The organism is Marinobacterium sp. YM272, assembly GCF_050908845.1.
In the GTDB taxonomy this organism is placed as follows: Bacteria; Pseudomonadota; Gammaproteobacteria; order Pseudomonadales; family Balneatricaceae; genus Marinobacterium_D.
The window spans coordinates 3,052,749-3,067,576 of sequence record NZ_CP194171.1 but is presented as its reverse complement, the minus strand read 5'-3'; the positions used below and the strand labels follow the sequence as shown (position 1 = coordinate 3,067,576).

At 55.8% G+C, this 14,828-nt stretch carries 12 protein-coding genes; 9 read left to right on the top strand and 3 right to left on the bottom strand.

Annotation, left to right across the window (positions count from 1 at the left end):
• The first annotated feature begins 85 nt into the window (after positions 1-85).
• Both ACQUQP_RS13630 and ACQUQP_RS13625 read left to right on the top strand, forming a co-directional pair.
• Positions 86-307 carry a VF530 family DNA-binding protein gene (locus ACQUQP_RS13630; protein ID WP_432695579.1) on the top strand — a complete coding sequence of 74 codons (222 nt, stop codon included), beginning with the start codon at positions 86-88 and terminating at the stop codon, positions 305-307.
• Positions 308-518: 211 nt separating this feature from the next.
• Positions 519-1,235 (top strand): YebC/PmpR family DNA-binding transcriptional regulator, encoded by a 717-nt coding sequence (locus tag ACQUQP_RS13625; protein WP_432695578.1) that lies wholly within the window; start codon positions 519-521, stop codon positions 1,233-1,235.
• A 701-nt stretch (positions 1,236-1,936) separates the two neighbouring features.
• Here ACQUQP_RS13625 and ACQUQP_RS13620 read toward each other — a convergent pair.
• Positions 1,937-2,680 carry an SDR family NAD(P)-dependent oxidoreductase gene (locus ACQUQP_RS13620; protein ID WP_432695577.1) on the bottom strand — a complete coding sequence of 248 codons (744 nt, stop codon included), beginning with the start codon at positions 2,678-2,680 and terminating at the stop codon, positions 1,937-1,939.
• Between the two features lie 119 nt (positions 2,681-2,799).
• Positions 2,800-3,279: a MarR family winged helix-turn-helix transcriptional regulator gene (locus ACQUQP_RS13615; protein ID WP_432695576.1), complete on the bottom strand. Its 480-nt coding sequence runs from the start codon at positions 3,277-3,279 to the stop codon at positions 2,800-2,802.
• 210 nt (positions 3,280-3,489) lie between these two features.
• Between ACQUQP_RS13615 and ACQUQP_RS13610 the strand changes: the two genes are divergently transcribed.
• The 6 genes from ACQUQP_RS13610 to ACQUQP_RS13585 all read left to right on the top strand — a co-directional run bounded on the left by ACQUQP_RS13610 (position 3,490) and on the right by ACQUQP_RS13585 (position 12,839).
• Positions 3,490-5,031: a phytoene desaturase family protein gene (locus ACQUQP_RS13610; protein WP_432695575.1), complete on the top strand. Its 1,542-nt coding sequence runs from the start codon at positions 3,490-3,492 to the stop codon at positions 5,029-5,031.
• 43 nt (positions 5,032-5,074) lie between these two features.
• Positions 5,075-5,794, top strand: a complete 720-nt coding sequence (locus ACQUQP_RS13605; protein ID WP_432695574.1) for a methyltransferase family protein — start codon at positions 5,075-5,077, stop codon at positions 5,792-5,794.
• 45 nt (positions 5,795-5,839) lie between these two features.
• A complete protein-coding gene (locus ACQUQP_RS13600; protein ID WP_432695573.1) occupies positions 5,840-6,061 on the top strand; it encodes a GDCCVxC domain-containing (seleno)protein in 222 nt (73 codons plus the stop codon).
• A gap of 365 nt (positions 6,062-6,426) precedes the next feature.
• On the top strand, positions 6,427-11,160 hold the full coding sequence (locus tag ACQUQP_RS13595; RefSeq protein ID WP_432695572.1) for a PKD domain-containing protein: 4,734 nt from the start codon (positions 6,427-6,429) through the stop codon (positions 11,158-11,160).
• A 527-nt stretch (positions 11,161-11,687) separates the two neighbouring features.
• The gene (locus ACQUQP_RS13590) at positions 11,688-12,182 is read left to right on the top strand and encodes a DUF1772 domain-containing protein (protein ID WP_432695571.1); all 495 of its coding nucleotides are present in this window, start codon (positions 11,688-11,690) and stop codon (positions 12,180-12,182) included.
• A 12-nt stretch (positions 12,183-12,194) separates the two neighbouring features.
• Complete coding sequence (locus tag ACQUQP_RS13585) at positions 12,195-12,839, top strand: DUF6624 domain-containing protein (RefSeq protein ID WP_432695570.1); 645 nt, start codon at positions 12,195-12,197, stop codon at positions 12,837-12,839.
• A gap of 56 nt (positions 12,840-12,895) precedes the next feature.
• Here the strand turns inward: ACQUQP_RS13585 and ACQUQP_RS13580 are convergent, their stop codons facing one another.
• Positions 12,896-13,942: a CobW family GTP-binding protein gene (locus tag ACQUQP_RS13580; RefSeq protein ID WP_432695569.1), complete on the bottom strand. Its 1,047-nt coding sequence runs from the start codon at positions 13,940-13,942 to the stop codon at positions 12,896-12,898.
• 501 nt (positions 13,943-14,443) lie between these two features.
• Here ACQUQP_RS13580 and ACQUQP_RS13575 point away from each other — a divergent pair.
• Positions 14,444-14,803: a YbaY family lipoprotein gene (locus tag ACQUQP_RS13575; protein ID WP_432695568.1), complete on the top strand. Its 360-nt coding sequence runs from the start codon at positions 14,444-14,446 to the stop codon at positions 14,801-14,803.
• The last annotated feature ends 25 nt before the right edge of the window (positions 14,804-14,828 follow it).

The following is a 14,828-nucleotide window of genomic DNA, read 5'->3' as shown; positions in this document are numbered from 1 at the left end:
GCAGAGACCCTATACGCACGGACCCTAAGCACTTATGAATGCTGATAAACTACGGTGTTAAGTTTACGCCCCACAGGAGCACTTCATGAGCCAAGAACAACCGAATAACCCACTACACGGTTTGACCCTGGAAAGGATTCTCGTGCGCTTGCAGGAGCACTATGGCTGGGAGGGGTTAGATGCAGAAATAAGAATCAACTGTTTTTACGACAATCCATCCATTAAGTCCTCTTTGAAGTTTCTACGCAGAACACCCTGGGCAAGGGCAAAGGTTGAAGCGCTTTATATTAAAACCTTCTGTAACTAAAAAATCCCACACCTGAAAGTCTAAGGTCTGAAGTTCGCAGGCGGGCAGGGCCAGATCTGTGCAGGCGTGTTTGGATTAACTCAATTTCCCGCCATCAGCTGGCTTGGCCTCCCATAGGAACATCGTGCAAAGGCTGAAACGCGCAGTATTCAGATCGGACGGTTCGCAGTAAAATCGCCCCCTTTAAGATCACTACCGGAGAAATCACCGCATGGGCAGAGCGTATCAGAACCGCAAAGAGTCGATGGCCAAAACCTCGGACATGAAGGCCAAGCTCTATAGCCGTTACGGGCGCGAAATCTATGTCACGGCCAAGTCGGGCGGTACTGACCCCGATGGCAACCTGGCGCTGCGTGGCCTGATCGATCGCGCGAAGAAGGAACAGGTTCCGGCGCATGTTATCGATAAGGCGCTCGACAAGGCCAAGGGTGGCGGCGGCGAAGACTACTCTCCGGCGCGTTACGAAGGTTACGGCCCCGGCGGCAGCATGGCGATCATCGAATGTCTGACCGATAACCCCAACCGCACCTTCGGCGACGTGCGCCAGGCGTTCACCAAGACCAAGAGCAAGATCGGTACGCAGGGCAGCGTCAGCCACATGTTCGATCACTGCGCCATCTTCGTCTTTGCCGGCGATGATGAAGAAGCAGTGCTTGAAGCGCTGATGGAAGGGGACGTGGACGTCACCGATATCGAAAACGAAGATGGCAAAATTACCGTCTTTGCCCCCAACACCGAATACTTCAAGGCCAAGACCGCCCTGATCGAACGCTTCGGCGATATCGATTTCGACGTCGATGAGATCCAGTTCATCCCGATGAGCTACACCAGCCTCGAAGGCGACGATGTGGCGCTGTTCGAGAAGTTTATGGCGATACTGGACGATCTGGACGACGTACAGCAGGTGTACCACAACGTCGAACTCTGAACGGGCTGACCACAGGCCGAACACCGTCCCATAATGGGGATCGCAAGAGGAGGTGCCATGCACCTCCTTTTTTGTTGTCGCTCTTAAACCACCTCCTATGGAGGTGGTGATCGTCTAATCGAAGCTAGGCCTTTCTGGTGCCTTGGTGAAGACAGGGCTCGATGTCTCATGGCTGCCTGAGCGCAGCAATCCATCCCCTTTGGCGCAGCCGAGCATCGCAGGCTGAAAGAGAGATAAGGGACAGGCTGTTTGAGCAGCAACGCTGCGAGTTTCCTGTCCCGCTCTTTCAGGCGAGAAGCACAGGGTAGTCGGCGTAGCCGACCAAGCCATAGGGGCGGTTTGGGATTGCAAAGGGACTTGTCCGTACAAGTCCCTTTGTTCGGCAGCAGCCGAAACAGGCCTCGAAAAGTAAGCGGATATGCGTGATCCCAGCATTAGTCGGTAGGTCTACCCAGGCTCCCTTATAGGGAGTTCCATGCAAAGCCACCTGCTAGGCAGGTGGATTTTTACTTGTAACCCGATATGCAGATCGACTATCGCTCTGAACCTCTCACTGGTGCGAATAGCCCTCTGAGCCTCTACATCTTGATGATGGCCGGTGTTTCTAAGCCGCAAAGATTTTTGCTGGTGTAACGGGAAAGGAACACCACCCGGTCTGGTGCCGGGTGGTATCGGTTCAGGCGGATGTTGCGCCTGAAAGATTATTGCAGGTAGGCGCCGCCACAAACCGGGTTGTAGGTGCCGGTGATATGGCCGCTGGCTTCACTGGTGAGGTAACGGATGGTGTTGGCAACATCTTCTGGCTGGGCTAGGCGACCAGTCGGCGTGATGCTGCAGAGGAAGTCCTTGAATTCCTGCGGTGCACCGGCCGTAGCGTCGGTCATCACCATGCCCGGCGCAACGATATTGGACGTAATGCCGTAAGGGCCCAGCTCCTGCGCCAGGTATTTGCTGAAGCTGTCGAGGCCGCCTTTGGCAACGCCGTGAGCGATGAAGCTCGGTGCCGGGTCTTCAGACAGGGTGCTGGAGATGAATACCAGGCGACCGAAGCCTTTTTCTTTCATGCCGGTGGCAGCGATCTGGGCCACGGTGTAGGAGGCATGCAGCTCGTCGTTGAGTTTCTGTGAGAATTCGTCCCAGCTTTGCTCCAGGAAGGGCTTGGGTGTGAAGTTCATGTTGGCGTTGGAGACTAGTACGTCAACGCCACCGAAGTCGTCATCGATCATGGCGAACATCGCCTTGATCTGATCATCGTTACGCACGTCAGCCTGTACCGGCACGGCTTCGCCACCGGCAGCGTTGATTTCTGCAGCCAGTTCTTCAGCCGCCTGAGTGCTGTTCACGTAGTTGATAAATACCCGGTAGCCTTCGGCCGCCAGTGCTTTGGACGTTGCGGCACCGATGCCGCGCGCACCGCCGGTGATTAATGCATTACGTTTGCTCATTGTGTCTCCAGTATTCGTTGTCGTTTTCTTGGCTTTACGGTTTATGGCCGTGCCCACCAGATCGCTGCTTAGCAGCCGCTCAACCCGGTGGAACCGATATCAGTAGGGCGAGGGGGCGTTCAGCCGGTTGAGTCGTCGCCGCTGTCCGTACCGTTGTTGTTCAATTGGCGCAGGTTGCCGATCACGCTGGCCAGGTGTTGCTGATTGCTGGCGATCTCGTTTTCGCTTAGGCCCTGCTGCGCATCCCTCAGTACGCCACTGGCAATTTCTGCACAGCGTTCGACGATTTTCATCGCCTTGGGGGTGAGCGAAACATTCCTCTGTCGGCCATCCTCGGCTGACTTGTTGCAGACCACCCAGCCGCGTTTAACCAACCCCGTGATCGAGCGGCTGATGGTCGATTTTTCCAGGTACAGCATTTCGCCTATCTGCCCCTGGGTCAGGGTGTCGTGATTGACCAGCAGCAGAACTACGCCCCATTGCTCGGCGGTCATATCGATGCCAGCGGCCTGAAAACGACTGGTTAACAGTTTGTTGAAGAGTCTGCCCGCCAGCCCGGTCAGGTGTCCGAGCGACTGTGTGTGGGTGTAGCTGGCCATTGCGGAGTATCTGTCCCAAACAAGTAGTTGTAGGTACAACTATATGTGCAATATTTCAGATAAGCAATGAATTCGGCTTATGCGCAGGGTGGTCGTTTACAGAACAAGAGCGGCAGTTGGGGCCTGGCTGGAGAGGAGGATTAGCTGAGTCGAAACCGGGAACCCTCGTCTATTATTGACAGACCTACAGGGAAAAACCGGTAACCTCACATGACAGCTCATCCATCCACTAACGCGTTCGATGTTATTGTCATCGGGTCTGGCATGGGAGGCATGACGACAGCTGCTGCGCTTTCCCGGCTCGATCACAAGGTCTTGCTTCTTGAACAAGCACCGGCAATCGGTGGACTGACCCATTCCTTCTCTCGAAACGGCTTCTCCTGGGATGTGGGTCTGCATTACTGCGGCACCTTTGGTCACGATCAGCCGGCGGGACGTATCCTTGATTGGCTCAGTGGCGGCACCATCGAGTTTCACTCGGTTGGCACTGTCTACGACACGCTGCACTTCCCTGATGAATTTGAGATTTCTGTAGGTCGTCCGGCAGACGCCTACAAAATGGAGCTCAAAGACCGGTTTCCCGATAACGTTGCCGAAATAGATGCGTACTTTGAGGCGTTGTTATCGGCCGAGGAAGCCTGCCATATGGTGGGTGCTGAGCGAGTGATACCCGAGCCGTTCCGTTCCGCGCATCACTGGTGGAATAAAAGGAAAATCCAACGCTGGTGCGGCCGCACCACCGATGAGGTGATTTCGGAGCTTGTCAGCAACCCGAAACTGGCTTCGGTGCTGTCGGCCCAGTGGGGCACCTACGGCGGCAAACCGAAAGAAGCGAGCTTTGCCTTTCATGCCACCGTCATGGGCCACTATCTGGAAGGTGCGGGCTATCCGGTAGGTGGTGCAGCCGCCATCGCAAAAGGGCTGGTGCCGGTGATCGAAGCGGCAGGGGGCAGCGCCCGCGCGCAGACGTCGGTCAGCGAGATAGTCATTGAAGACGACCAAGCCGTGGGCGTGAAGACCCGTACCGGCGAGGTATTCAGAGCGCCCCGCATCGTCTCGGCGATCGGCGCAGCTGAAACCGTGAAGCATCTGCTACCGGAGGCGATCCGCGAACATGACTGGGCGCAGGAGATAACCACCTTCAAACCCTCGCTCTGCCACTTCGACCTCTTTCTTGGCTTCGAGGGGGAGATCGCCCGCCACGGCGCCACGCGCTCGAACCACTGGTTTTATGAAAACTGGGATACCAGTGACGCCATATGGATGCCCGCAGAGGATGGGTCGATCCCGATGATGTTTGTCTCCTTTGCATCCCTCAAGGATCCCTCCCATGACCCCGGCCCAGCAAACAAATACTCTGGCGACCTGCTGGTGTGGGCCGATTGGCCATCGGTGTCGGAAGTGGCGGCCCGGGGAGATGACGAATGGGCGGCATTCAAGCAGAGTGTCGAGTCCAAAATGATGGCGCATTTCGAGAAGCAATTCCCGGACCTGGCGCCGCTTGTGGTCTATCGCGAACTGGGCACACCACTTGCCACTGTCTCATTTACCGGCCACGATAAAGGCGCGTTCTATGGTGTCGAAACGACCCCGCGCAGGATACTGTCAGATGCGTTCAATGCTCGCACGCCGGTTCCGGGCTTGTTCCTGTCGGGCCAGGACGTGATGAGCCCGGGCATCGCCGGTGCGCTTGCCGGTGGTATGTTTAGCGCCGCGGCGATCGATCCTCGCGTACTTCAGCACCTCAGATAATGTGCGCCGTTTATTAAGGCGTCAGACCACTGGGAAGCAAGGCATGTCACCAAAGACAGAGAATGGCGAGGCAGCTCAACCAGGGAGTTCTCGCCAGTGGATCAGACTGTTTGTGCTTTATCTTCTGATCCCGCTGATTTTATTGATATGCGGTGGGGATCTCGGCTGGTGGCAGGCATGGTTATATTCCGTGCTGATCTTTGCGGCTGGTATGGGCGGGCACTGGTGGGCGGAACAACGGCATCCCGGATTACTGGACGAACGACAAAGTATGGAAACTATTCAAAACGCCAAACCCTGGGACAAAGTGCTTGCGCCACTGATGGCGCTGAGTATCGGCTTTCCCCTGGTCATTGTGGCTGGTCTGGACCACCGCTATCAATGGTCGCCGGAGTTTCCGCTATGGCTCATCGTAATTGGCTTTATTCTGGTCTCCCTCGGATACGCCTTCGCCATATGGGCGTTCGCAGAGAACCGCTTTTTCTCCAGCGTGGTACGTATACAGACGGATCGGGGCCATGTGGTCTGTGATACTGGACCATACCGGTTTGTGCGGCATCCAGGTTATTCCGGAAATATTCTTGCACCCTTCGGTATAGTGCTTGCGCTTGGCACGGTATGGACACTGATTCCTGCGATGCTGGCGTTAATCATCGCGGTGATTAGAACCGTACTTGAAGACCGGACTTTACAGGAAGAGTTGCCGGGATATCGCGACTATGCACGCCGTGTGCGCTATCGGTTGATTCCCGGGATATATTGAAAGAACTGGGCGAGCGGTAACCGCAGGGCGAGGAGGCAACCAACTATGGCAGAACTGATTCTAGAGTCGACCATCACCTGCCCGAAATGTGGTCATCAGAAGACCGAAGTGATGCCCACTGATGCTTGCCAGTATTTTTACGAGTGTGAGGCCTGCCACACTCTGCTGAAACCCAAAGCGGGTGACTGCTGCGTCTTCTGTTCCTATGGTTCGGTGGCCTGTCCGCCGATTCAGCAAGGCTCGGGGTGCTGTAATTCAGGCCAATAATAAATGGCATCAGCCTGCGAATAATCGCTTATGGCACGGGGGTGCGGAGTGACTTAAGCGATATGTGGCAATTCAGTCCAAACAGATTTAACACTGCGTCGCTATTTTTCCCCTCAGGCTTAAGCCACTTCCGCCAGGTTTTTCTATCCTGATATCTCAATACGCGCTGCGCTAAAGCCCCGTCATCGGTTGTTTGATGACGCGTCAGGTTTGACGCATACCCCCCGTCTCCTAAACTTACTTGTCTGAGGGACCTACTGTCTGACCGCCGCAGCGGTATTCGATGGAAGTTAGTTGTCTCCTTCGAAAGGAAGCTGGATTCCAAGGTTAAACCACGAATCGAGAATACGTCGAAGGAGACAGTCATGTTCAGCAGGCTGACCTTTCGTGGGCTCTTATCCTTGCTGGCGGGCTTAGTCCTTCTCGCACTTGCCCACGTTTTTGCCAATACCGCCCAGGCGCAACAAAGTTGCTCCACGGTGTCTGATTGCCAGGTCTTTCCCCAGTACGAGGCGTCCTGTGTATCCAACCAATGCACCTATACCTGTGGCACCGATTCCGGTGATGGGTGTGGGCCAGAGTGGACCCGCTTTGTTACCGATTTCCAACGCAACGTCATCGCGCTTGATGAACCTATCAACTGGGTGACGCGCATTGCCGGGCATAACGCGACCGAGAGCTACGCCTACGGCGCGAGTATCGACCCGAACCAGTCGTTGACGGTTTCGGGCCAATTGACCGCCGGTGCCCGTATTCTGGCGATCGATGTTCATGTGCTCGACGGCGAGTTGTGGCTGTGCCACAACGACCTCTGTATTGAGCACCGCGAGAGTTATTCCGACATCATGGAAGAGATCGGTGGCTGGCTGGACAGCCACCCCGATGAGTTTGTCTGGATCACCATCGAGTATCTGCCTTACCAGTCGTGCGAGTTTCTGCCCGACGGAGAGTGCCAGGACGCCAGCATGACGTTCGAGGAGATCCTCGCGGCGCTGGAGGATGGCGTGCAGAACGGTCTCGGCGCGTCGCGTGTTTACCGGCCGTCTGATCAAATCCTGTCCGGTCAGGACTCGCTGGGAAGAGATCGGTACGTGCATCCGGAGTTTTCGCCTTCCTATTGCAGCAGTTCCGGCAACGCCTGTCTCAATGACGATTCTCTTTGTCCTGTAGGTGAAACCTGCGAGCGGGCGTATCCCACGTCGTCCGGTGAGCAGCAGGTGCGACGCTGGCCCACGCTGCGCGAGCTTCGACGCGAGGGCAAGCAGGTGATGGTCACCATGGGCGGCACCGGGGGGTGTTGTGGCGATGACTGCGGTGCCTACACCGTGGATGCCAGCTCCTGCTCGCTGCACAGCACCCTGGATACCGCCAGTCAGAGCTGCTCTGTCAATGACGACTGTACGGGGTTGGCAAAGACGCTGAGCTGGATCTGGCAGGATGGCGCCTTAGGTGGTTATTACGCGTCCAACGTGAAAAGCGCCTCGAAAGATTTTGATTATGGTTCCTGCGAGGGCGGAACCTACGGTCATTTCTGGAACCCCGATAGTTATCCGACCACCTTCCCCGTGGTGGGTGAGGCGCGCACCCTGATTGACGCGGCGGCCGACAGCTCCGGCTTTATCGAAGAGGGCGATGTGGCGGCGTTGATGGAATGTAACGTGGCGCGGATCGCGATGGATTTCGTCGATGCGGCGGAAGATACCTCACCGAACGCCTGTGCGGTCTACATCGGCTGTGAAAATGAACTGTTCGGGCTGAACGATGTGATCCCCGGTGGTTTCGGCTGCCTGGTCGCTACCTGCCCGGAGGACGATACCCGCATCCTGCGCTCGGCGTGGAGCTGGAAGTGGGGCGTGACGCCTGACTCCGATGATACGCGGGTATTCATGAACGGTGTGGACGGTCGCTGGAACCCCACGGATGTGGAGAATCAGTCGCTTTTCCGCTGCGCCTGTGGCGAGCTTCGCACCGGTGAGCCGCTGGACTGGTTGGACCGTGCCGGCGATACCTGGGAGGTGACATCCCAGGGGGTTGCCTTCAAACCGAGGCCCGAGGACGACCCTCGCGATACAGGCTATATGTGTCAACTGGCCTGCGAAGCTGAGCATGGTATGGACTTCGCGCTGCCGGTGAATGGCTACCAGAACCGCAAGCTCTACGATGCGCTGATGGCAGCCAGTATTGAAGACGGTACCAATCTGGAGCAGGAGAACGTTTGGGTGCGGCTGTCCCGTAATGCCGGGAACTGGAGCACCTTGATCATGCCCTGGATCGAATCGCTTGATATCAGTGACAATGCCAGCAATGCTGACCAGCGCGATTTTACCGCCGTGGTGCAGAACCCGGATGGCTTCCAGACCTCTATGATCTTCGTCGGTAGCGATGGCGTGAGCTCTGATTTCACCGATCCGACGGTCAACGGCACGACAGAAACCTTCGAGTGGACAAAGCCGTTCGGCTCCGAAGGCAGTTTTTCCGTAGAAGCCCAGCTGTGGGGTGACCCGGACCCGGCCTCAACTACGATCTCGCTGATCGATGATGCCACGGTGGACTTTGACTTCGAATTTGCCAATGTGCCACCGACGATAATCCAGGCGTTCACATCACTCGACCGCTCCGGTCTTGATGAGATCTGCGCGGATGTCTGTATCGGGCACCTGTTGCAACAACCGGGGGTATTCAGCGACCCGGATATCGACGACCCGTTCCAGGTCCGTGTGCTCTATGGCGATGCGGACGACAACTACTGTGAAATTCCCTCCGGCGCCAGCAGTGGTGTTTGTACCGGCGCCTCCGGCGGCACCCGCTCCTGTGAGGTGGACACCGATTGCGGCATTATCGTGCCCTACACCCAGACCTCAACCAGCTTGTACCAGTTTGAGATGACCAATCTTTACCAGTCATCCGGTGTCTTCAACGGCACACTGGTCGTGGATGATGGTACCGACGAGGCGGTCCATCAGTTCACCGTCAGCAACCTGGATCCGCCGGTCGCACCGGTCATCGGTGGCGGCTGTAACGGGGCAACCATCACCGCGGGTGACCGGTTTGCCTGCTCGCCGTCGTTTAGCGATCTCAATGCAGAGAATACCTTTACGGTGACGGTGGACTACGGTGACGGCAGTCCGGTTGAGACCCTCCGGGTTATCGACCTGAGCACCTATGGTCACTATGTGATTCTGGACCACACCTTCAATACCGCGGGCAACTTCAGTGTTGTCGTGACCGTGACGGACTCTGACGGACTGTCCGATAGCCAAAGTTACGCGGTGAACGTCGAAGCCGTTGTGGCGATTGAACCGCCGGTGATCCAGGTGGTGAATGCGGATAGTTCGACAACGGATGGCCCGGTGTTCCCGAATATTGAGGGTACCGACGGCGTCGCCGTCACCCGGACATTCCGCATCATCGATGACAATCCGGCACATAACGAATGGCAACTGATCATCGCCTGGGGCGACTGGGTCAGTGAAGGCTCCGTCGTCGCCAACCGGACCTACGGCAACCTGACGCGGGATGGCGATGGCAATATCGATGTGAATACCAGCCACCTCTATCCGTGCGAATTCGCAGGTTGTCCTTCGGAGGGTACCGGGTCGTACGGGGTGTCTGTGTTCGCGCGGGCTGTATTTGGAGCGACCGATTTCGGCCCTTACTCCGTGGCCCACACCTTCACCACTACCATCACCTCTGATAACAATGCGCCGGAGCTGGATGGCCTCAACACCCAGGGTGCGGTGATCAACGAGGGTGAGCTGTTCTCCCGCCCCGGACAAAGTTTCAGCGATGCCGATACGGACGATCCCTGGGTCGTGTATGTCGATTACGGCGATGGCACCGTCGATGAGCCGACGCTTACTGGCAAGACGTTCGATCTGTCACATACCTATGCTGACAACGGCATCTATACCGTGCAGGTTATCGTCAGTGACGGCGCCGCTAACGTGAGCGAGAGCTTCGATGTTCAGGTCAATAACGTGGCGCCCCTGGCCTCTGTCGGACCTGATACGTCAGTGCAGGTAGGGGAGGTGCTTGACGTCAGCGGCTCATGGAGCGACCCGGCCGGTACCTATGATGAACCCTACAGCTGGCGTTGGTCAGTGGATGGTACGGAGCAGGCCAGTGGTGATGCCAGTGATGGCGAAACGGTGCCGTTCTCGGGCCAGTTTGCAACGCCGGGGACACGCACTCTCACCTTCGCTGTAACGGACAAGGATGGTGGTACCAGCTCGGCCTCTATGGAAGTGTTGGTTGGCGGCAGTCCGCCCGTGGCAGATGCCGGGCAAGACCAGACCCTGGAGTGTGCATCCACCAGCGGCACAGAGGCGACGCTGAACGGCGGTGGTTCCTATGATCCCGATACAGGCCCACTGCAGTATCTCTGGACCAGCGATCTCTTCGGCAGCGTCAGCAGTGTGACAGTCACTGATGTGTTCCCGCTGGGCAGCACAACAGCCACTCTGCAGGTGACCGACGACGAAGCGCTGACCGCAAGCGATGATGTCAGGATCACCGTCCTGGATACCGCGTCTCCGGTAATCACCCCGCCGCAGGATCTTGTGGTGGAATGTGCCGCGCCGGAGGGAACATCCGTCGATATCGGCAGTGCACGTGTCTTCGATGCCTGTGACGCGAATGCGTCTGTCACTGACGATGCGCCCCAGCTGTTCCCGCTGGGTATCACCACAGTGGAATGGACCGCGACCGATGCCCAGGGTAATTCATCAACTGCGTTCCAGAGCATCGAGGTTGTCGATAATCAGGCACCTGTTGTTACCGCTTCGGCAACGCCCTCCGCGATATGGCCGCCAAACCATAAGATGGTTGCTGTCGAGATCGAAGCTCAGGGAGCAGATGCTTGTGATGCTCAGACCCAGTGCCAGATCGTTAATGTGACCAGCAACGATCCGGTTAACGGCAAGGGTGACGGCAACACCGAGCCCGACTGGGTGTTCGATGGCCTGACCCTGAGCTTACGCGCCGAGCGAGCAGGCACCGGCGATGGCAGGGAGTACAGCATCGAGGTGGCCTGTACGGATGACAGCGGTGTTACAGGCTCCACCTTTGTCACCGTGAGTGTGAGCCGCGATAACCGATAAACCCGTTAGCTTTACCCGGCTGCCCCAAAGAATTGGGGCAGCCGGGTAAGCAGGGATAACCAGCTCACTTTCTTCAGGGTTTATTAGGGTTTTGCTCATCCAGAAATAACGCCGTAAACAATCGCTCTCCAGAAAGGCTTCAACGTTTATCGCCTGGGTGTGCAAAATATCAAGGAACTCTTCAGTCAGCGTCACCAGTCGGTGCTTGCTGCTCCTCCTTTCCTTCGCACTGATCCGAACTATTGTTCATTAGTGGTTTTTAAGCAGGTACCTAAAGAGGTCGCGGAAGCGCATTTCGAACTAACTTACCCTGAGGGGAGGCTCGGATAGTCATTGGGTGGAGGCATTATTAAACTTACGTTGGGAAAGGTTCGTTGCACTGAGCCATTCAATGGTTCTCAGTATAGGTAAATGTACCCACCTGCCAGGGATCACCCAACAATTGGCGTAAGGCGGACATCCCTGAAGTGCTGATTAGTTCTGCGCTAGACTCCATCAATAAAACTTAATGAGGTTGAATAGAAATTATGGATATATTGCAAATATCACTGATCATGTCAGCCTTTTTATGCTCTTTAGTCGCTGGATTCCTTTTTGCGTATGCCGTAGTCATAATGCCAGGAATAAAAGCTTTAAATGACAGGGATTTTATCCGCGCCTTTCAGGTTACGGATCGGGTTATTCAGAACAATCAACCTGTCTTTGTCCTGGTTTGGATAGGTTCAGTGATTGCTTTAATAATCGCGGCAATTCTGGGTATCTGGCGTTTACAGGGGGTAGATCTATTACTTCTCTCCGCTGCGACAATTTTCTACCTGCTTGGCGTCCAGTTGTCGACGATAATTATTAACCTGCCGTTGAACAATAAACTCCAAACCTACAAGGTGGATTCGATGAATGAAGCAGAGCTGACTTCAGCACGTAGCAGTTTCGAACCGCGCTGGAATGCATCAAATGTTGTCAGAACTCTGATATCTGCATGCGTTTCATTGTTATTAATAATGTTAGTGTTCAGACTTTAAGGTCATGCTGGTTTGCGAGCCTGGAAAATCAGTAAAACCGACGCGCAAAGACAGTACGCTTTAATTAATACGTTAACCGGCATGGAGCCCATGAACCAGAATCTTGCGGATGAGCTGATCTCGATGATGACGGAAGATCAGCGGTTATTACAGCAGCTCTTTGATTCCGGAGAGCTACCTTCTGATTCTTATCATCCCGGGATGAGAGCCCTGCATGAGGCTAATGCAGCCCGGCTGAAAGCGGTGGTCGGCGTACACGGCTGGCCCGGCATTTCTTTGGTTGGCGAAGAGGCGGCCAAAGCGGCCTGGCTGATCGCTCAGCATGCGGTTTCAGACCTTGAGTTCATGGCGGAGTGTGTCGGTCTGCTCGAAGAGGCCGTTGTCAGGGAGGATGCAGAGGGCTGGCAACTGGCATTCCTTCAGGATCGGGTGTGTACCTTAGCTGGCAAACCCCAGCACTATGGCACCCAGTTTGATGTCGATGAAAGTGGCTGGCCAACGCCGTTCCCGATTGAGGGTGCTGCCGGGGTTAATGAGCGCCGGGCACGGCTTGGTTTGAACTCGCTTGAGGAGCGCCTGGAGGAAATGACCGAGCGGGAGCGGCTGCGGCGGGCCAATCTAAAAACAACCTCCCCTAGCCCTGAAAGAGGAGGGTAGTGGGAGGTTGTGATAAGGCCCAAGTATTTATTCCCGGGCCATCTGAATGAAAACGATCAGCCTTTAATCTGACAGCCCAGCATATCCCGTTCGATCTGTTCCCAGTCCAACTCCCTTGGACTGATGATTTCGATGCGACTGTCGCGGCGGTAGGCGACCTTATCGAAGTCGTGTTCGTCTTGAACCCGGTTGTAGAACACCCAGGCCGTGCCGATGCGGATCACGCCTTTAATGCGGTTGATCCCTTCCAGACCATTCAGAATCTCTTCCAGTGCCCAGTAGTCGAAGCAGTCGTCCCGGTGAAAGATCCAGCCGCAGCTGAAGCGCCCACTGCCGTTGCCAATCTTTCGAATCGGCTGGCCCGGCTCGGGCATGGTTTCTGACGCATTATCTGAAGCAGCGTCATTCGAGTGGTCATGATCATGATGGTGGTCATGGTCGTGATGATGGTCGTGCTCATGTGAATTAGGGAACTGAGCCTTAAGCTGGCCGTTGCGCACCAGATCCAGCAGGGCAGGCTCGATCACGCCTCGGGTAATACGGCCGATATGCTGCTTGGGCGGGAACATATTGCCAAGACTGGTTTCGGCGACTTCGACCTGTTCAGCGTCCGCCAGGTCACATTTGTTAATCAGCACCACATCGGCCAGGTTGAGCTGGTCATGGAAGGTTTCATCGTTGATCACCTCTTCCTGACCCAGCAAACGCGGGTCCAGCAGACAGATGGTTGCCCGCAGGTCGAGCTTGTCCTTGAACGTACGCCCCATCAGGGTGTCGATAATGCCTTCAGGATGTCCTATGCCGGTGGGCTCAATGATGAGACGGTCAGGCTTGGCCTGCTCAATCAGATTCTTCACCGTTATATGCAGGGTGGGTCCCATCGCGCAGCAGATGCAGCCTCCAGCCAGTTCCTGAACGTGCAGCCCCTCTTGATCGGGCATCATCTCCTGGTCGATACCGACCTGACCAAACTCGTTCACCAGCACCGCCCAGGATTCGCCCTCCGGCTTGTTGGCCAGCAGGGAGTTGATCGAGGTGGTTTTGCCGACACCAAGGAATCCGGTGATGATATTGGTCGGGATGGCTCTGGGTTGCTCGTTCATAGCGACTCTTAAGTTTGGGAAAGCTTTTGGATAAAGCTGTTTGGGATTACGGGTGCGTAACAGCAGAGTGATCACACCTTAGGTTTGGCCGGAATGTTACTTTATAACTATTGTTGTTGCGACCCGTGTTGCGACCGGCGTTGTGACCACTGTAGCGACTGCTGTTGTGAGAAGTCTGGAGTAATTCGTGTTCGAGGATCCAGGCGTTCAGGGGAGAGTAAAACGCTCCGCAGTCTTGTTCGTATGCATCCGCGCCGGTCAGTCGTCTCTTTACGGCGCCTGAACCCCGTGTTTGCGGAATCAGAGAGAAGGGGAGCATTTTATCAGTGGAGCCGCTATCTTAGGATCAGCATTAGGCTAACGGTGTTTTAAGGTACCTGCTTTCAGGTATCTGCCAGATGGATTGTCTCAAGGAGGGTGGAAACCATGATTCGAACCAGAAATTGGTTACTGGGTATGTGTGTGATGTTTCTGACGGCGTGCAGCAGTATGGAGGGAACGATGACTGAGCCAACGCAGAAAGCTGACAACTCGCTGATGCGGGTCATTACCGGCGAAGTCTGGTATCGCGAGCGCATCGCCTTGCCGCCGGGCGCGGAAGTCCGCGTGACGCTGGAAGATCAGTCGCGTATGGATGCACCTGCCAAGGTCATCACTGACTACACCCATATCGTCGATGGGGCGGGGCCTTTGACGTTCAGGCTGGTATACGACCCCTCAGCCATTGACGAGCGTATGCGTTACGGGTTGAGGGCGCGAATCGAATATAACGGCAAGTTGCTGTTCACCAGCACCGAACATATCGATCCCTTTGCCGGTGAGGCAGGTGAGCCGGTGCGCATCCTGGTGGTGAAGCAGTAATCGAGGTAAACAGGCCAGGTTGATG